The organism is Paenibacillus sp. FSL L8-0158 (assembly GCF_038592965.1).
Classification (GTDB): Bacteria; Bacillota; Bacilli; order Paenibacillales; family Paenibacillaceae; genus Paenibacillus; species Paenibacillus polymyxa_D.
Window position 1 is genome coordinate 2263651 of sequence record NZ_CP151949.1, and the last position, 17811, is coordinate 2281461.

Sequence of the window (17811 nt, forward strand, 5' to 3'; positions counted from 1 at the left end):
CTGGAGCCAGGGTTATGGCACAATCCGGTTAAATAGCATGATTCTGATGCCCTGCACAGTTGTGCAGGGCATTTTTGCATCAATTAAAGCTGCTTTGTCAGCGGAATCTAACTTTTGCGTAGCAGTTGTCCAAAGGCTGCTTTCGTGAATTTCAAAGTGAGGGAAACATATTGCAGTTGGACGATGAAGATGAATATACTTCGGAAGCAAATAAGCAACAAGAGATTTCTCTTTTTCCGGATCATGAGGAATTGATGATTACTAGGGTAGAGCAGGGACAGGGACGCAAACGTGGACGCTATATCATTCATTTTGGCCCGTATTCACTGTCTGTATTAGAAGATGTAATGATCAAGTACAATATGTTCAAAGGAACGTCATTCGTCAAAAAGGAACTGGAAGATATTGTTCTGGCAGATGAAAAGCAACAGGCCTATGTACTCGCGCTTCGATATTTGGGGCGAAAGCCTCGCACACGTCAGGAAATTGCCCAGCGTTTGGTGCAAAAAGAACTGGATCAGTCTGTTATTGACGAAGTAATGGTCCGACTGGAAAGGGAGCAACTCGTGGATGATGATTTGTACGCTCGTCAATGGGCAAGGCAGCGTATAACTAGCCAACGTAAGGGGAAGATGTGGGTTAGGCAAGAACTTCGTCAGAAGGGCATCTCTAAAGCCTCTATAGGGGAAGCGTTAGGTGAAATCACCGATAATGAGGAGTGGGAGAGTGCTTTGACGGTCGGACGTAAGAAATGGAATCAGGTACGTGGTGATATAATGGAGAAAAAAAGGAAAACCTACCCTTTTCTCATGAGACGCGGATATTCGGGGGATTTGACACGCCGAGTGGTCAATCATCTCACTGCGGCCGAGCATGACGCTGCTCCAGATGACGAGGAATTGTTGCAGTGGGAGGAATAATTGCCAAACGGCTGCTGAACCTTTTGCTAGTATGAACGGATAGGATGAGCTAGTTATTACATGGAAAGCTGCATGGTAGTCTACTAATGTTTGCATTCCCTTGACAATGCCATTTGTCAAATAATAAAATATATATGAAACGATACTTGTGGAACGCCCTTTTTCCTTCCAAAAAAGCGGAATCCACGGGTGAGTTCTCATCGCCAAATAACAAGTGATGCCGCTATGCCAGGCGGAATTGTACATGTGAAAGCATGTGCATATGAAATGAAACGACCTTGTGTCGTTATCTTAGTTTGACGATCAAAGTAAATGTGACAATTACAAAAAGTCCCAAGGAATGCCTTGGAGGAACCAACGGGGAGGTGAACAGTATGATGACTGCGATCTGGTTCGTTCTCGTTGCTGTAGCCGCGTTATTCTTTGGGTTCGGGATTGGTTATTTTATTCGCAAATCTATTGCAGAAGCTAAGATCTCCAGTGCGGAAGAAGCTGCCGCGCAAATCGTGGAGAACGCGAAAAAAGAGGCAGAAGCGCTGAAGAAGGAAACGGTATTGGAAGCGAAAGATGAAATCCACCGCATCCGTGCCGAAGCTGAAAAAGAAACTCGTGAACGTCGCAATGAAATTCAACGACAGGAACGAAGATTGCTGCAAAAAGAAGAATCGCTGGATAAAAAATTGGAATCGCTGGAACGCAAAGAAGAACAAGTGGCCAACAAAGAGAAACGAATCGATGAAACCCAGCAGCAAATTGATTTGATTTACAAGAGTCAGGTAACTGAGTTGGAGCGTATTTCCAATCTGACGATGGAGGATGCAAGAAGTATTATTCTGACCAACGTAGAGCAGGAAGTTCGTCATGAAACAGCTCAGATGATTAAAGAAATTGAACAGCAGGCCAAAGAAGAAGCAGATAAAAAGTCTCGTGAAATCATCACACTGGCCATCCAACGCTGTGCGGCAGATCATGTAGCAGAAACGACGGTTTCTGTTGTCACATTGCCGAACGAAGAAATGAAAGGCCGGATTATCGGGCGCGAAGGCCGTAATATCCGTGCACTTGAAACCCTTACAGGAATTGACCTCATTATTGATGATACGCCGGAAGCTGTTATTTTGTCCGGATTTGATCCGATTCGTAGAGAGATTGCGCGTACTGCGCTTGAAAAGCTCGTAGCGGACGGACGGATACATCCGGCTCGTATTGAAGAAATGGTGGAAAAATCCCGTAAAGAGGTGGACGAACGAATCCGTGAGTATGGTGAGCAGGCCACATTTGAGGTGGGCGTGCATAGCTTGCATCCGGATTTGATCAAGATCTTGGGACGTCTTAAGTTCCGTACGAGTTACGGACAGAACGTATTAAAGCACTCGATGGAAGTTGCATACTTGACAGGTCTAATGGCCGGGGAACTGGGCGAAGACGTTGTACTGGCAAGACGGGCAGGATTGCTGCATGACATCGGGAAGGCGCTGGATCACGAAGTGGAAGGATCGCACGTTGAAATTGGCGTGGAACTGGCGAAGAAGTACAAGGAACACCCGGTCGTCATCAACAGCATTGCTTCACATCACGGCGACTGCGAAGCGACTTCAGTGATCGCCATGCTGGTTGGGGCGGCAGATGCCCTATCAGCAGCAAGACCGGGAGCGCGGCGTGAAACGCTAGAGACGTACATTCGTCGTCTTGAGAAGCTGGAACGCATCTCCGAATCTTTTGAAGGCGTTGAAAAATCATACGCGATTCAAGCCGGACGCGAAGTTCGTGTCATGGTACAGCCAGAGAAAATTGATGATGCGGAAGCATTCCGACTGGCCCGCGATATTACGAAAACGATTGAGAATGAACTGGACTATCCGGGACATATCAAAGTTACTGTTATTCGCGAGACCCGTGCGGTAGAATACGCAAAATAAAAGCATTTCAATGAAAAGTGGCCGCTGTTTGTAGGGCCACTTTTCATTTATGTAAGGCAGACTAGGGAGGGCTTTCTATCAACGTATTATTTATTGGAGACATCGTCGGCAGTGTAGGCAGAAAGGCACTGAGGGAGAATCTTCCTTCGCTCAAATCAAAATACAATCCGCATGTTATTATCGTGAACGGAGAAAATGCAGCTTCGGGAAGAGGCATAACCCCTGCTATCGCCAGAGAGTTTTTTGATTGGGGCGTCCATGGGATTACGATGGGAAATCATACTTGGGACAATAAGGAAATATTTGATTTTATAGATGATGAGCCACGGATCATCCGCCCGGCTAACTTTCCACCAGGAACACCAGGCCGGGGGTATACCGTTGTAAAAGGTGGAGGTAAGGAGCTGGCTATTGTTAATCTGCAAGGTAGAACCTTTTTGCCAGCTATTGACTGTCCATTCCGTGCAGCAGATGAAATTGTCGATGAGCTGCGGAAAAAACATAAGCATATCCTAGTTGATTTTCACGCCGAAGCAACCTCGGAAAAAATTGCTATGGGTTGGCATTTGGATGGACGTGCTTCAATCGTGGTAGGTACGCACACACATGTACAGAGTAATGACGATACGATTTTGCCACAAGGAACTGCGTATCAGACAGATGCGGGAATGGTAGGTCCTTATGAGGGAGTACTTGGGATGCAGAAAGAGGCTGTGTTACAGAAATTCCAGACCCAGCTTCCGGTACGTTTTCAAGTGGACATGGGCAAATGGCAATTTCATGCCATCAGCGTAGAGCTGAATGATAACGATGGAAAAGCCCGCAAAATTCAGAAAATCAGACTCAAAGAAGATGAATGGCGGATGGATTAACTTTTTTGTGAGCTTCTTAAGGAAAGAATAAGGAAAACTGTCACCAAAAAGCAGGAATTTTTTGCTGACCCGCGAATAACATCTAATAGTGGAATCAAACCATCATCATTCCCAGGGGAGGTACTTACTATGGATGTATTAAAAGTATCAGCAAAATCCAATCCTAATTCAGTTGCAGGCGCACTCGCAGGAGTACTGCGTGAACGCGGAAATGCAGAATTACAGGCGATTGGAGCGGGTGCACTAAACCAAGCCATTAAAGCGGTAGCCATTGCCCGGGGATTTGTCGCACCAAGCGGAGTGGATTTGATTTGTATTCCTGCTTTTACAGACATTGTTATTGATGGAGAAGATCGGACTGCGATCAAATTGATTGTAGAGCCAAGATAATAAATGTAAGTTGCCTGAGCCTGTTTACGATTTGTAAACGGGCTTTTTTGCATTTGAGTCTGTTGCTACGATTTTTAAAATAAATTTGCGGTGCTTCAATCTATAAAATGGAGGTAAGATGCATGAATGATAAGCTAAAAGTGAATTGGCCAGTTGTTGACTTCCATTGTGATGTGTTATGTAAAATGCAGCTCGATGCGCAGATCGATTTCAGTCATCCATCGCTTGATGTCACAAAAGAACGTTTGCTAGAAGGTAACGTGCAGTTGCAAACGTTTGCTATATATATTTCACAGGTATTAGGCACTCCAAGATTTGAGCATGTGGTTCGTCAAATTGAGCTGTTCAGGCAGCATGTTACCTCTATCTCCGGTGGGTTGAGACCATTGCTGTGGAAGGAAGACTTGGCAATGTGTAAAAATGCGTCCGCAGTGCATCAGGAGGAGCAAGTAAAGCAGGCAGGAGAAGAGAAGCGCACGGAAAAGATAACGTATTTGGATGGTAATGGGACGGATCATACATGGGCACCTTGGGCTTTGCTCTCACTGGAAGGGGTAGATGCGCTGGAAGGGAACCTTTTTTATGCAGAATTGTGCTATGCCATGGGAATACGATTGATTGGGCTGACATGGAATTATGCGAACTGGGCAGCTGACGGCATTATGGAACATAGAGGTGGCGGGCTGACTAGCAAGGGGCGCGATTTGGTCAATCGCTGTAATGACCTGGGACTGCTGTTAGATGTGTCACATCTGTCCGTACAGGGCTTCTGGGAGGTGCTGGAGGAGGCCACTCTACCGCCCATCGCCTCGCATTCGAATGTCTTTGCGAGATGTGCTCATCCTCGTAATCTACGGGATGAACAGATTCGTGCACTGATCGCCCGTAACGGACGGATTGGTTTGACCTTCGTCACCATGTTTCTTAAAGAGCAGGGTACAGTAACCGCTGAGGATCTGCTACCGCATATTGAGCATATTTGTTCATTAGGCGGCGAAAGGCATTTGATGTTTGGCTCTGATTTTGACGGTATCGAGCACCATGTGCAAGGCTTGGAGCACTCGGGGAAATATCCGGCTTTTGCAGAACTGCTGCTGAAGCATTACCCTGAGGAGCTAGTCAAGGGATGGCTGGGAGGTCATGCACTGGAATACCTGCAAACGAATCTGCCTTCCCAAATGTCTTCTTAAATAGCTATTTACTAGGAGTTGTTTTTGGGTGCGAATATCTTGACAAAGTGAGAACGATTACGAAATAATTGGAGCATCTTAGAATTTCATGGTGCTAAAATAAACATAAATACGGCAGACGTTGGAGCAAGACTGACGGGACACCATGCTGCACCGCCATATCAGAGGGGGCTCCATTACACAATGTTAATAAAAAAGGTTACCTGGCTTGAGCTCTTTTATGACTTACTATTCGTAGCTGCTGTCTCTAAGGCCACTCATGTTTTACTACATGTTGAGCATGGTAGTATCTCGTGGGAACATATGGAAAAGTTTATTATGATTTTTATCCCGATATGGTGGGCTTGGGTGGGGCAAACTGTCTACAACAACCGTTTTGGTCAAGACAGTATAACGCATCGAATCTTTATGATTCTGCAATTGTTTTTCGTGTTAATCATGACTGCCAGCTTGAATATAGATTTTGATGCGTATTACGTATCTTTTTTTGTTGGCTATATTGGGTTAAGAGGTTTAACTGTCGTTCAATATTTACTTTCGGCACCCAAAGAAACGGCTCATAAACAGGAAACAGCTCGTTTTTTCGGAACCTATTTTTGGATTGGAATAGTCATCTCTAGTTTCTCCTTATTCTTTGACTCTTGGGTCCGATATTTGATTTTATATACCGGTATAGCTGTTGATATCCTCGTTCCTTTGATTGGTCGTAAAAAGTTGGTGATCACACCAATCCATACGGAGCATCTTTTAGAACGCTTTGCACAGTTCACCTTAATTCTGCTTGGCGAATCTGTGATAAGTATGCTTTCTGTTTTACAATCCGATCATTTTACGGTTTCTTCTGTTGTATTTGCTGCTTTGGCTTTTGTATTAGTCATCGCAATCTGGTGGCAATATTTTGAGAATATGGAGAAGCGCGTAGATAAATCAAAACAATCAGCAGGACAGACTATTATTTATGGCCATTTGTTTATTTATCTTTCCCTTAGCATGCTAGCTGCTTCGATTCAGCTCTTGTTTTTGGGACAAGTAGACTATATCTTTGTGCTTTGCTTTACCTTTGCTTCTGTTTTTATTTACTTTTTGTCGGTTTTACTGGTATTCCATCAGTACAGATTAAGTCATCTTAAACCTCGTCTCAGAATCATTTTTTTCTTAACTGGAATACTCTGTGTCCTGTTTATCCTTAATATATTTATTGTCGTCCCCCCTCATCTCATTGTAGCTGAAATCATGCTTTTCTTTCTTCTGTTCGCTAAAACGACGGTTTGATTTATAGGGATGATATTTAACGCTGATTGGGGCGAAAAAGGGAACTTTATACGCTCTCCTTTTCTTTCTTGGCAAAATAGGAGTATAATAGCATGGATGTGTAAAGTATTGTATAGAGAAAAAGGAGTGACCACACGATGAGTAAAATCGTACCTGTCGGCGTTTCCGCCCGTCATATTCACCTGACTCAAGAGCATATTGAAATTTTGTTCGGAGCAGGCTATCAATTAACTGAATTTAAACCTTTGTCCCAACCAGGACAATTTGCCGCAAATGAAACGGTAGCTGTAATTGGTTCTAAGGGCCAATTTGATAAGGTTCGCATTTTGGGACCTGCTCGTCCTGCTTCCCAACTGGAAATTTCTCGCACTGATTCCTTTGCTATTGGTGTAAAAGCACCTGTACGCGAATCTGGTAGCATTGATGGTACACCAGGAATCACAGTAAAAGGACCAGCTGGTGAAGTGGAACTGCAAGAAGGTGTGATTGTAGCAGCCCGCCATATTCATTTCCATACATCTGATGCAGCTAAATGGGACATTAAGGACAAGCAGTTGCTGAAAGTACGTGTCGGCGGCGAACGTGGCCTTGTATTTGAAAATGTTCTTGCACGTGTGTCCGATTCTTTTGCTTTGGATATGCACATTGATACAGATGAAGCGAACGGAGCCGGTGTGAAAAACGGTGACAACGCTGAAATCGTAGACTAATATACACGTATTTAAATGCCGGAAGGCTTAAAGAGTCCGATTCTTGCAAAAGAATCGGACTTTTTACATACTATATAATTCACAAATACTTCACTTATGTACAAAAAGAACATGAGTTCACTTTGCACTCAATGGTATCTGCGGTTGATCTATGGCGATGGCCTATAAATCATGCTATAATTTAGCGTAATGCCTTTTTTAAAGGTTTTTTAGAACTTAAAATAAATTTACCCATGCCTAAAGATACAGTAAAATCACAAATTAGCTCGTGAAATAGATGGTGTAAGGAGTGACTAAGGAATGGAAAAGAAAACAAAAGATTACTCCAAATATTTTGATTTCTCGGATGCGAAGATTATTTCTGAAGATGAGCATAGCAAAAAAATCCGTATTCGCGGACGTGAAATCAACATTATGGCGGAGCCGAACCATAGAAAAGAAAAGCAACGTGGTAAAGAGGATGTACAGGTATTGTATGATAACGCAGTCCCGGATGAGCTAAAGCATATCGGTAAGGGAAAGCATTACATCGTATACACATTTGGTTGCCAAATGAACGAGCATGATTCCGAAACCATAAAAGGCTTGCTGGAGCAAATGGGCTACCAGGCCACCGAGGATCGGAAGGAAGCAGACATCATTTTACTGAACACTTGTGCTATCCGTGAAAATGCGGAGGATAAAGTGTTTGGCGAGCTGGGTCACCTCAAGCATCTCAAAACAGAAAAGCCAGGACTGCTGCTCGGCGTGTGTGGCTGCATGTCACAAGAAGAGAATGTCGTTAACCGGATTATGCAAAAACACGGTTTTGTCGATATGATTTTTGGTACCCATAATATTCATCGTCTGCCTCAGCTCGTCAAGGAAGCACTCTTTAGCAAAGAAATGGTAGTCGAAGTGTGGTCTAAGGAAGGCGACATTATCGAAAACTTGCCGAAGAAGCGCGAGGGTATGCGGGCTTGGGTGAACATTATGTACGGTTGTGATAAATTTTGCACCTATTGCATTGTTCCCTTTACACGTGGTAAGGAAAGAAGCCGTCGTCCAGAGGATGTTATCGCTGAAGTACGGGATTTGGCACGTCAAGGCTTTAAAGAAATCACCTTACTGGGGCAGAATGTTAACGCTTATGGTAAGGATTTGAAAGATTTGAATTACAGATTCGGGGATCTGATGGATGATATGCGCAAAATCAATATCCCGCGTGTACGTTTTACGACATCACATCCACGTGATTTTGATGACCATTTGGTAGAAGTGCTCGGTAAGGGTGGCAATTTGGTGGAGCATATCCATCTGCCTGTTCAATCCGGTAATACGGATATATTGAAGAAAATGAACCGAAAATATACCCGTGAGCGTGTTCTGGAACTGGCAGCGAAGATTAAAGAAGCTGTCCCGCATGTTTCTCTGACAACAGATATCATCGTAGGTTTCCCGGGCGAAACAGACGAGCAGTTTGAAGATACTCTATCTCTGGTGCGTGAGGTCGGCTATGACTTTGCCTACACATTCATTTATTCACCACGTGAAGGTACGCCAGCAGCTTCGATGGAAGATAATGTGCCTATGTCGGTCAAAAAAGAGCGTCTCCGGCGTCTGAACATTGCTGTGAACCAAAACAGCCTTCGCTTTAATAGTCGATTGCGTGGCGAAGTGGTTGAAGTGCTGGTGGAAGGCGAGAGTAAAAATGACAGCAAAGTGCTTGCTGGTCGGACCCGTTCCAATAAGCTTGTACATTTTGAGGGTTCTCAGGACCTGATTGGTTCCTTTGTCCAAGTGAAAATTACGGAACCTATGACCTTTTACATCAAAGGTGATCTGGTTGAAACGGCTGTAGCAGTTAACGGATAAAAGAATATTCTAGCGGGTTGCATGCGGTCTGAGTAAGGTTGTGTGCAAGGCCGTCTAAGTGAGAAAAGGAGCGATGGACAATGACAGAGGAGCGGTTGCAACAAACAGAACTTCAATCGGCGGCGCGCCAGCATGATCATTTGGTCAATCGCGAAATGATATTGGCAAAAGCCAAAGAATTAGCAGGTATTTTGGGTAGCAGTGAGGAAGTACAGGTATTCCGGAAAGCAGAAGAAAAGATTCAGGATCATGGGCGCATTCAGCAACTGATTGCAACGATGAAAAAGAAGCAAAAGGAAATTGTTGCATTTGAATCCTTAAAGAATCAAAAAATGATTGCCAAAATAGAGGCCGAGCTACAGGAGCTACAGGAAGAACTTGATGGTATTCCAATTGTAACGGAGTTTCAGCAGAGTCAGGTGGAAATTAATGAGCTACTGCAAATGGTGATCATGGCGATCCGTGATACCGTTGCTGAGAAGGTGAACGTTGAAGAGGGAAAAAGTACTTCCTCGTCGAATTGCAGTGATTAAAATGAAATTTATGGTGTGGAGGCGTAGCTTCCACGCCTTTTTTTCGAAAGCAATTTGCCATCGTATATCTTTATAAGACATCAAGAGAAATGGGACAACATAGAAGGGATGGAAGCAAGGGAATGGATAAGTTGGGTAAGATGCTAGAGGGCGAAAATAATACTTTTTGGGAGTATTTAGGGTGTGAGCTGATTGCAGCTGATGCAAACGAGGTACTGATCGCTTTGGAGGCCAAACAAGAGCATACCAATGTGATGGGTATCGTCCATGGGGGTGTACTTACTTCATTGATGGATCAGGCGATGGGGATGGTCAGTATGGCTTCACGAAATATGGATCCATGTGTAACGACGAACCTGAATGTTCATTTCTTGTCAGCCATGAGGCAAGGACGACTGGAGGTTAGGGCGCGGATTCTTCATCAGGGAGGTCGTACTATAACCACTGAGGCGGAAGTAAGGGATAGCGAAGGCACACTCGGGTCTATATCTACAGCAACCTTCCGAGTATTACGTACACAAGCAAGTGATTCAGGCAAGGCCTGACGCTTGACAAAAATTTTTATTATGTCATAATGAATTTATCAAAACGATATAATATGGTGATGCCAATGGATAGCAATCGTATAAACGAAGAGGCGCAAAAGGCGTCGTACAACATTAAGAAATATCGCACTCCGGATGGAGCTCCGGCGGATATCGTTATGTTTACCTTAACGAAGCGGGAGCGCAAGACGGTAACAAAGACATTGCCGATTCGGGAGCTGAAAGTGATGCTCATCAAGCGCCGCAGCTGGCCGTTTGCAGGACGCTGGGCGTTGCCTGGAGGGTTTTGTCAGGAAGATGAATCCATGTATGGAGCTGCAAAGCGGGAACTGTTAGAGGAAACGGGTGTGGACGGCGGGCATCTGGAGTATTTGGGTGTATATAGTGGACCGGGACGTGATCCGCGCGGGTGGATTATATCGCATGCGTTTTTTGCGCTGGTAGAAGAATGGATGTTGGAACAGCGTCAGGCGGCCGATGATGCTTCCGAGGTCGGGCTATTCACAATCCGCGAAGCGTTAGAGGAATTGGAGCTGGCATTCGATCACCGGGATATCATAGTAGATGCTTATCGCAAAATTCAGTTGCAGATGCTTCAGACGACGATCGCCAAGCAGTTTTTACCGCTACATTTTACACTGGGTGAATTATATCAGGTGATTCAGAGTGTCGTACCGGACTTCGAAGAGCCAAATTTTATTCGCAAAATAACATCGACTCGTAGCAGACAGGGAATTCTGGAAGAGGTGCGTGATGAGAACGGCAAACCGCTCAGTTCCAACCAGTATTCACAAAGACCGGCACAGTTGTACCGTTTTAGTGACAGAGTACCGCGTTTATCTATCTACACGTAACGGCTAATGAATAGGTTACGCATAGAACGTACAATTTCACTTTGAGGATAAGGAGCTGACCGTACGATGCAGGCACTAATTGTGATTGATTACACGAAAGATTTTGTGGACGGTAGTTTGCCTGTAGGACAACCTGCGATTGAGTTGGATGAACGGATCGCAGCAATTACGCAGGCATATGTAGATCAAGGGGACTTTGTCGTCATGGCTGTGGATTTGCATGAGGAGAACGACCTTTATCACCCGGAGAGCAAGCTGTTTCCTCCACATAATATACGTGGAACCAACGGACGACATTTGTATGGCAAGCTCCATAGCCTCTATGAGCAACAAAGTGATCTCATCTACTGGTTGGATAAAACACGGTATAGTGCTTTTGCGGGCACAGATCTGGAGCTCAGGCTTCGTGAACGTGGTATTCTGGAAGTTCATCTGATTGGTGTGTGTACGGATATATGTGTGCTGCATACGGCTGTAGATGCTTATAACAAAGGTTTTGCTATTACTGTATACAAGGACGCTGTGGCGAGCTTTAATCAAGCTGGACATGATTGGGCTTTGGGTCATTTTGAGGGAAGTCTTGGAGCCGCGGTACGATCGGCTGAGAATGCGGTTTTACGCCAGAAGAAGTAAAATAACTTAACGATTGTGCACCAATGTCCGATAACAAAATGGAGCCGGATATTGCTGAATCTGGGCAGATGAGGCGGTAGCGCCACAAACCTGGGGACAGTCAGAGAGGATGATTACAATGCAGTCAACGAGCCTCGCATTACATACAGATAAATATCAGATTAATATGATGTACGCCCACTGGGTGAACGGAAGTCACCAGCGTAAAGCTGTGTTCGAGGCGTATTTTCGTAAACTCCCTTTTGGTAATGGATATGCCGTGTTCGCGGGTCTGGAACGCATTGTGAATTATATTGCAAATTTGCGGTTTACAGAAGAGGACATTCGCTACCTGTCTGAACAGGAGGAGAAGTACGATCCCATGTTCATGGAGGCGCTTCGCCAGTTTAAGTTCGGTGGAACGGTCCATTCGATGAAAGAAGGGGCACTTGTTTTTCCAAACGAGCCTCTGGTACGTGTTGAAGGAACGATTATGGAAACGCAGCTTGTCGAGACGGCATTGCTGAATTTTATGAACTATCAGACACTTATTGCGACAAAGGCATCGCGCATCAAGCAGGTGGCAAGTGATGATACATTGCTCGAATTTGGAACACGGCGTGCGCAGGAAGCAGATGCAGCGATTTGGGGAGCACGAGCAGCTTATGTGGCTGGTTTTGACGCGACTTCTAATATGCTGGCAGGCGAACATTTTGGAATTCCGACGAAGGGGACACATGCCCATTCATGGGTGCAGACCTTTATGACGGAGCAGGAGGCGTTTGACGTGTATGCGAAGGTTTTGCCAGATCAGGTTACACTGCTGGTAGACACCTTTGACACGCTGGAAAGCGGTGTTCCTCATGCGATTCGGACAGCAAAAATGCTGGAGAGTCAGGGCAAGCGTATGAATGCAATCCGTCTGGATAGCGGTGACTTGGCTTATCTATCCATTCAGGCGCGGAAAATGCTCGATGCTGAAGGTTTGGATTACGTACAAATTGTAGCTTCCAATGATTTGGATGAAAATACGATTTTTAACCTGAAAGCCCAAGGGGCACGTATTGATGTGTGGGGTGTAGGAACACAGCTTATTACGGCTTCAGATCAACCATCGCTCGGCGGGGTGTACAAGCTGGTTGAACGTGAAGTGGATGGCGAAATGTTGCCGACGATCAAGATCTCGGGTAACCCAGAAAAAGTATCCACACCAGGCAAAAAGGATGTATATCGCATTGTGGATAAGAAAAAAGGGAGAGCCGTAGCTGATTATATTTCTTTCCCGGATGAAGAGCGTCCGCGTAATGGTAAGCGCCTGAAGCTGTTTAACCCTTTGCATCCGTATATGAAGAAGTATGTAGAAAATTACGAAGCCGTGCCGATGCTTGAGCCTATTTTTATAAATGGACAGAAGGTATATGAGCTTCCCGAGCTGGATGAAATTCGTGCCTACCATACTTCACAGTTGAAACTGTTCTGGCCAGAATATTTGCGGAAGTTGAACCCTGAAATTTATCGTGTAAATCTAAGCGAGAAGGTATGGGAGCTGAAGCAAAAGCTGATCGACAGCTATATGCAGCCCGAAGTTGAAGAAAAAGAATAGCTGGAAGAGGCACCTCATGAATGCATGGGGTGCCTCTTTGTGTTGGAGCATGTGGGAAATAGGAGCTTATTTATAAATTTCTCTCATCACATGTCGTAGCTCAGGGACAATAATGCGTTCCATTGCCAAACGAACGGCTCCGCGTGAGCCAGGCATAGAAAATACAGCTGTTTGGCCCACAGTGCCAGCTACAGCCCGGCTTAATATAGCTGCTGAACCAATGTCCTCAGCAAAGCTTAAATAACGGAAGATTTCCCCAAAGCCAGGTAGTTCCTTATCCAGTAGAGAGGAGACAGCTTCATATGTAGTATCACGTGGAGAAATACCGGTACCACCTGTCAAAAGAACAGCCTCGATGTCATCCTGTGCCGCTGCTTCGGATACTAACTGCTGAATACCTTCGTAGTCATCCTTAACGATGACATATCGAACAACTGTATATCCATTGGTTTCTAGTAGATCCATGAGCAGTCGTCCCCCAGTATCTGTTTCCACGGTGCGTGTGTCCGAGACAGTCACGACCATGCAATTCACTTGTTGGGGGGATTCCTGACGGTGTTCCTCTACAGAAGACATATTCATTAAAATGTTCACTCCTTGATCGGTGGTTAGACATACACTTTTTACAATAGAGCAATGACTGAGCGTATGCAAGTCAGAAACAGGGGCTAAAAATCCATGTGATTAATATCCTTGCATTTGCACACTGGAATATAGTACACTTCCTTACATAAGTCGGGATTATATTGCTTTGTTTTATTGAAAGCGCGCACATCAAATGATTAACCTCAAGGGACAGCGGGTAATAGTACAGCAGGGTCAACAACTGGGAGGTAATGTAATATGAATCATTCATACCAACAATGCGTGGATGCTTGCCTAGAATGTATGAACGCTTGCAACGTATGTTACGTAGCGAGTTTGAAGGAATATGATTTAGCTATGCTGCGTGAATGTATTCGAGTGAGTAGGGAATGTGCAGAAATATGCGGATTTGCTGCTCAAATGCTGCAGCGCGGAACGGATTTTGCCGAGCAAATCTGTGAGCTGTGCGCCAAGGCCTGTGAGGTATGTGCTGCTGAATGCAGCAAGCATTCTCATGATCATTGCAAACATTGTGCAGAAGCCTGCCGTCGTTGCGTTCAGGCCTGCCGCCAATTGGTGGCAGTGTAATTACATATATGGAACTAGTGCCTGAAGAGGAAATAAAAGGTTGCTTTCTACTGAATAGGTTTGTATAATGATTGGAATTAACGTCATGGAACGGGAGAGTAGCAGCGGAGCCGTATCATTACAGCGAGCCGGATGAGGTGGAAGCCGGTATGAGATCCGATGTGAAGCGCACCCGGGAGACGGTTGATCCAACGAGCAGAACTTCTAGTAGATCAGCCCGGCAGACACCGTTATTAGTCATTGGAGTGAAATCGCGATTTGTGTAAGTTAGCTTTAGCTGCACAACCGATTTACGAAGAGTGGTACCGCGGGATATTGAAGTTCTCGTCTCTTGAATGATTTCAAGAGGCGGGGGCTTTTTTTGTTAGATTCTATAAAAAGAAGGAGAGAGATCATCATGTTAATGAGGATTGCTGCTCAAGCGGTATTGGCCCATACGGGCTTGGAGGAAAAAGAAATTTTATCTTTATTTGAGGCGCCTCCGCAGCCCGAATGGGGAGATGTGGCGTTTCCGTGTTTTGTGCTGGCTAAAAAGTTTCGAAAGTCTCCGCAGCACATTGCACTGGAATTGGCGGAGCTAGTAGGCCATGAGGAAGGTTTAACCGCTTCAGCATCGGGTGCCTATGTAAACATAACCTTGGATCGATCGGTTCATATTCCGCTTATGCTTGCTGAATTGAGCAAGGCAGATTTCCTCAAACCCAATATCGGGCACGGACAGCGGGTAGTTATTGATATGTCCTCGCCTAATATTGCCAAACCGTTTGGTATCGGTCATCTTCGCTCTACGGTTATCGGTGCTGCCTTGTATCGCATACTTGGTGAAACAGGTTATGTACCTATTAGTGTGAATCATCTTGGGGATTGGGGAACACAGTTTGGCAAGCAAATTGCGGCCTATAAAAGATGGGGAAATGAGGAGCAGTTACAACATGATCCAATTGGTGAATCGCTGAAGCTATATGTGCGTTTTCATCAGGAGGCCGAGCATGATCCGACTTTGGAGGATGAAGGCCGCGAGTGGTTTCGACGTTTGGAACATGAGGATGCTGAGGCTCAACAACTATGGGAGTTTTTTGTTGAAGTCAGTCTGGGTGAATTTGATCGTATGTACCAACGTCTAAACATTACATTTGACCATGTGCTGGGAGAAAGTTTTTACAATGATAAGATGCAGGCAGTTATTGATCAATTAAGAGCAAAAGGATTGTTGGAGGAAAGTGATGGCGCGCTCGTAGTTCGTCTGGAAGAAGAGGAACTGCCTCCGTGTCTTATTCTGAAAAAGGATGGGACCACCATTTATCCGACACGTGATCTGGCAACAGCGATTTATCGTCATGAAGTGATGAAGGCTGATCGGTTGCTGTACGTCGTTGGTGGAGAACAGAAGTTGCATTTCCAGCAGGTGTTTGCGGTGCTGAAGCATGCAGGGGAGGCATGGGCGGAGCAATGTGAGCATGTGCCGTTTGGGTTAATGCGGTTTGCGGGTAAGAAAATGTCCACAAGACGTGGCAAGGTTGTGGAGCTGGAGGAGGTGCTGGATGAAGCTGTAGCGCGTGCTCAAGGCATCATTACTCAGAAGAACCCTGGTTTACAGGAACAACAGGCAATAGCGGAGGACGTTGGCATCGGGGCGATTATTTTTGGTGATTTAAAAAACAACCGGCTGAATGAAGTGGATTTTTCGTTGGAGGAGGCGCTGACCTTTGAAGGCGAGACCGGGCCTTATGTCCAGTATACCCATGCGCGCATACGCAGCCTTCTGGAGAAAGCTCACGCTCGCGCTGATGTTGATGTTAATACTAATCCTAGCGACAACGACCTTGTGCAAGATAGTCATTCTCATGATTTGAATGACGTATCGGATGAAATGTTGGGTGACGCAGGTTGGGCGCTGCTTAAGCAATTGGGTCGCTATCACGGCCAACTGATACGTGCGGCTCGCCAACTAGAGCCTTCGGTAATTGCGAGATTTGCATTGGATACGGCCCAGGCGTTTAACCGGTTTTACGCCAAAGAAAGGATTGTCGATGGTGGACAATGGCGTATTCAGTTGGCGGAACAAACTGCGGATATTCTGGCATGCGCGCTGCAACTTCTTGGTCTGAAAGCACCGAATCGGATGTAAGCAAAGCGAACAAAGGGAGCGAGTTTTTGCTGGGGGGATGACTGCTACCCATACCTGGCTCTTCCAAAGGAATACTGTAAAAGATTAATCTGTTACAGGCACTTTTGGGTATGCACAAATATTGTGAGCAGAAAAGAGTTAGACGGGTACACTAATCGCAGGAATACCACTGTTTTGCAACCAATTTGTGCATATTTGAAACATTTGATGATTCTATTGCGTCGGTAAGTATAGAAGCAAAGTAAACATGGAGGTGTATCTCATGAAAAAGAACAAAAGTGTGACAGCTGCCCTGCTTGTCGTCTGCTCATTAGCAGTGGCTACGTCGGCTTCTGCTTTTCTGGATATAAAGGGAGCTGAACAGGAGAAGATCGTAAACTCACTTCAGGACAAAGGAATTATTCAAGGAATAACCAAGGATAAATTTGCACCGGATCAAACGCTCACGTATGCACAAGGAGTACACTTGGTTGTTCGTGCAATGGATCTTCAGGTAATGCCTGATTTCACAACGGGTTCCTTTGCAAACATTCCGGCTTCCGCATGGTATGCCCAGTCCTATCGGATTGCAGCCCAACACCAAATCCCTTTGTCACCAGATATTGATCCAAGCACCCGTATGACAAGAGAACAATTTGCGAATATTCTGTATAAAGCAGTGAGTGCAACGGGTGAATATCCAACTGTCCGTATGTTAATTAATGTAGCGGATGGCAAAAAACTAGACCAGGAATCAAACGCAGCAGTTCAATTCTTGCTATTGACCAAAATTGCAAAATTGGACGAACAGAGCAACTTTAACCCGGATCGTAAAGTAACGCGGATGGAGGCAGCAGAAATGGTCTATAACGCATCCGAATTTGTGCAAAATCATAAACCAGTTGAATCCACTCCTGAAAATTCGGCTGAGCCTGCAGATCCGGTTCAACAAAATAACATTAGTATGAGTATAGAGAAGTCGAATGACCAGCAGAACAAAGTGACAATTACTCGTTTGCAGGCACCTAATCCAGGTTACGGCATTGAAGTAGATCACATCGACTACGTAGATGATACGAATGCAGTAATTTACTACAAGCTGACTAGTCCAAAGCCAGGGGAAATGAACATTCAGGTCATTACGGATACCCATACAAGTACATTGGTAGACAGCAAGTATAAGGTTACGCTCAAAGCGGTAGATGGAACAGTGCTTCCGCCCACAGGAACAGGCACATCTGTAGCTAAATAAAATTA

General features: G+C 45.1%; 17 protein-coding genes and 1 other annotated feature. Of the genes, 16 read left to right on the plus strand and 1 reads right to left on the minus strand.

The window, feature by feature from the left end:
• Positions 1-170 precede the first annotated feature (170 nt).
• The 13 genes from NSQ68_RS10465 to NSQ68_RS10525 all read left to right on the plus strand — a co-directional run bounded on the left by NSQ68_RS10465 (position 171) and on the right by NSQ68_RS10525 (position 13274).
• Positions 171-920, plus strand: a complete 750-nt coding sequence (locus NSQ68_RS10465) for a RecX family transcriptional regulator (protein WP_342428775.1) — start codon at positions 171-173, stop codon at positions 918-920.
• Between the two features lie 374 nt (positions 921-1294).
• Complete coding sequence (rny, locus tag NSQ68_RS10470; protein ID WP_013309958.1) at positions 1295-2839, plus strand: ribonuclease Y; 1545 nt, start codon at positions 1295-1297, stop codon at positions 2837-2839.
• A gap of 77 nt (positions 2840-2916) precedes the next feature.
• Positions 2917-3711, plus strand: coding sequence for a TIGR00282 family metallophosphoesterase (locus NSQ68_RS10475; RefSeq protein ID WP_342429102.1), 795 nt, complete (start codon positions 2917-2919; stop codon positions 3709-3711).
• 129 nt (positions 3712-3840) lie between these two features.
• The gene (locus NSQ68_RS10480; protein ID WP_007430104.1) at positions 3841-4101 is read left to right on the plus strand and encodes a stage V sporulation protein S; all 261 of its coding nucleotides are present in this window, start codon (positions 3841-3843) and stop codon (positions 4099-4101) included.
• Positions 4102-4223: 122 nt separating this feature from the next.
• The gene (locus NSQ68_RS10485) at positions 4224-5291 is read left to right on the plus strand and encodes a membrane dipeptidase (RefSeq protein WP_342428776.1); all 1068 of its coding nucleotides are present in this window, start codon (positions 4224-4226) and stop codon (positions 5289-5291) included.
• Between the two features lie 183 nt (positions 5292-5474).
• A complete protein-coding gene (locus NSQ68_RS10490; RefSeq protein ID WP_342428777.1) occupies positions 5475-6563 on the plus strand; it encodes a low temperature requirement protein A in 1089 nt (362 codons plus the stop codon).
• Positions 6564-6700: 137 nt separating this feature from the next.
• On the plus strand, positions 6701-7273 hold the full coding sequence (locus NSQ68_RS10495; RefSeq protein WP_013309962.1) for a phosphate propanoyltransferase: 573 nt from the start codon (positions 6701-6703) through the stop codon (positions 7271-7273).
• A 300-nt stretch (positions 7274-7573) separates the two neighbouring features.
• Positions 7574-9127: a tRNA (N6-isopentenyl adenosine(37)-C2)-methylthiotransferase MiaB gene (gene miaB, locus NSQ68_RS10500; RefSeq protein ID WP_307349925.1), complete on the plus strand. Its 1554-nt coding sequence runs from the start codon at positions 7574-7576 to the stop codon at positions 9125-9127.
• Between the two features lie 80 nt (positions 9128-9207).
• Complete coding sequence (locus NSQ68_RS10505) at positions 9208-9660, plus strand: YlbF family regulator (RefSeq protein WP_023988245.1); 453 nt, start codon at positions 9208-9210, stop codon at positions 9658-9660.
• Between the two features lie 122 nt (positions 9661-9782).
• Complete coding sequence (locus tag NSQ68_RS10510) at positions 9783-10205, plus strand: PaaI family thioesterase (RefSeq protein ID WP_342428778.1); 423 nt, start codon at positions 9783-9785, stop codon at positions 10203-10205.
• 65 nt (positions 10206-10270) lie between these two features.
• Complete coding sequence (locus NSQ68_RS10515) at positions 10271-11059, plus strand: NUDIX hydrolase (protein WP_023988247.1); 789 nt, start codon at positions 10271-10273, stop codon at positions 11057-11059.
• A 66-nt stretch (positions 11060-11125) separates the two neighbouring features.
• A complete protein-coding gene (locus NSQ68_RS10520) occupies positions 11126-11692 on the plus strand; it encodes an isochorismatase family cysteine hydrolase (RefSeq protein WP_342428779.1) in 567 nt (188 codons plus the stop codon).
• A gap of 118 nt (positions 11693-11810) precedes the next feature.
• Positions 11811-13274 (plus strand): nicotinate phosphoribosyltransferase, encoded by a 1464-nt coding sequence (locus tag NSQ68_RS10525; RefSeq protein ID WP_342428780.1) that lies wholly within the window; start codon positions 11811-11813, stop codon positions 13272-13274.
• Between the two features lie 66 nt (positions 13275-13340).
• Here the strand turns inward: NSQ68_RS10525 and NSQ68_RS10530 are convergent, their stop codons facing one another.
• Positions 13341-13856 (minus strand): MogA/MoaB family molybdenum cofactor biosynthesis protein, encoded by a 516-nt coding sequence (locus NSQ68_RS10530; RefSeq protein ID WP_029517048.1) that lies wholly within the window; start codon positions 13854-13856, stop codon positions 13341-13343.
• A gap of 261 nt (positions 13857-14117) precedes the next feature.
• Between NSQ68_RS10530 and NSQ68_RS10535 the strand changes: the two genes are divergently transcribed.
• The 3 genes from NSQ68_RS10535 to NSQ68_RS10545 all read left to right on the plus strand — a co-directional run bounded on the left by NSQ68_RS10535 (position 14118) and on the right by NSQ68_RS10545 (position 17806).
• Entirely contained in the window at positions 14118-14447 is a 330-nt protein-coding gene (locus NSQ68_RS10535) for a four-helix bundle copper-binding protein (protein ID WP_023988251.1), read from the plus strand.
• A 77-nt stretch (positions 14448-14524) separates the two neighbouring features.
• Positions 14525-14782, plus strand: a binding site (T-box leader).
• Between the two features lie 62 nt (positions 14783-14844).
• Positions 14845-16575, plus strand: coding sequence for an arginine--tRNA ligase (gene argS / locus NSQ68_RS10540; protein WP_342428781.1), 1731 nt, complete (start codon positions 14845-14847; stop codon positions 16573-16575).
• 262 nt (positions 16576-16837) lie between these two features.
• The gene (locus NSQ68_RS10545) at positions 16838-17806 is read left to right on the plus strand and encodes an S-layer homology domain-containing protein (protein ID WP_342428782.1); all 969 of its coding nucleotides are present in this window, start codon (positions 16838-16840) and stop codon (positions 17804-17806) included.
• Positions 17807-17811: the final 5 nt, after the last annotated feature.

Bases quoted from the DNA above. Each gene is read 5' to 3' on its own strand.
- NSQ68_RS10545 (WP_342428782.1), top strand. From the start codon at position 16,838: ATGAAAAAGAACAAAAGTGTGACAGCTGCCCTGCTTGTCGTCTGCTCA.
- rny (WP_013309958.1), top strand. From the start codon at position 1,295: ATGATGACTGCGATCTGGTTCGTTCTCGTTGCTGTAGCCGCGTTATTC.
- NSQ68_RS10525 (WP_342428780.1), top strand. From the start codon at position 11,811: ATGCAGTCAACGAGCCTCGCATTACATACAGATAAATATCAGATTAAT.
- NSQ68_RS10515 (WP_023988247.1), top strand. From the start codon at position 10,271: ATGGATAGCAATCGTATAAACGAAGAGGCGCAAAAGGCGTCGTACAAC.
- NSQ68_RS10510 (WP_342428778.1), top strand. From the start codon at position 9,783: ATGGATAAGTTGGGTAAGATGCTAGAGGGCGAAAATAATACTTTTTGG.
- NSQ68_RS10495 (WP_013309962.1), top strand. From the start codon at position 6,701: ATGAGTAAAATCGTACCTGTCGGCGTTTCCGCCCGTCATATTCACCTG.
- NSQ68_RS10535 (WP_023988251.1), top strand. From the start codon at position 14,118: ATGAATCATTCATACCAACAATGCGTGGATGCTTGCCTAGAATGTATG.
- NSQ68_RS10530 (WP_029517048.1), bottom strand. From the start codon at position 13,856: ATGAATATGTCTTCTGTAGAGGAACACCGTCAGGAATCCCCCCAACAA.
- NSQ68_RS10490 (WP_342428777.1), top strand. From the start codon at position 5,475: ATGTTAATAAAAAAGGTTACCTGGCTTGAGCTCTTTTATGACTTACTA.
- NSQ68_RS10485 (WP_342428776.1), top strand. From the start codon at position 4,224: ATGAATGATAAGCTAAAAGTGAATTGGCCAGTTGTTGACTTCCATTGT.
- miaB (WP_307349925.1), top strand. From the start codon at position 7,574: ATGGAAAAGAAAACAAAAGATTACTCCAAATATTTTGATTTCTCGGAT.
- argS (WP_342428781.1), top strand. From the start codon at position 14,845: ATGTTAATGAGGATTGCTGCTCAAGCGGTATTGGCCCATACGGGCTTG.
- NSQ68_RS10480 (WP_007430104.1), top strand. From the start codon at position 3,841: ATGGATGTATTAAAAGTATCAGCAAAATCCAATCCTAATTCAGTTGCA.
- NSQ68_RS10520 (WP_342428779.1), top strand. From the start codon at position 11,126: ATGCAGGCACTAATTGTGATTGATTACACGAAAGATTTTGTGGACGGT.
- NSQ68_RS10505 (WP_023988245.1), top strand. From the start codon at position 9,208: ATGACAGAGGAGCGGTTGCAACAAACAGAACTTCAATCGGCGGCGCGC.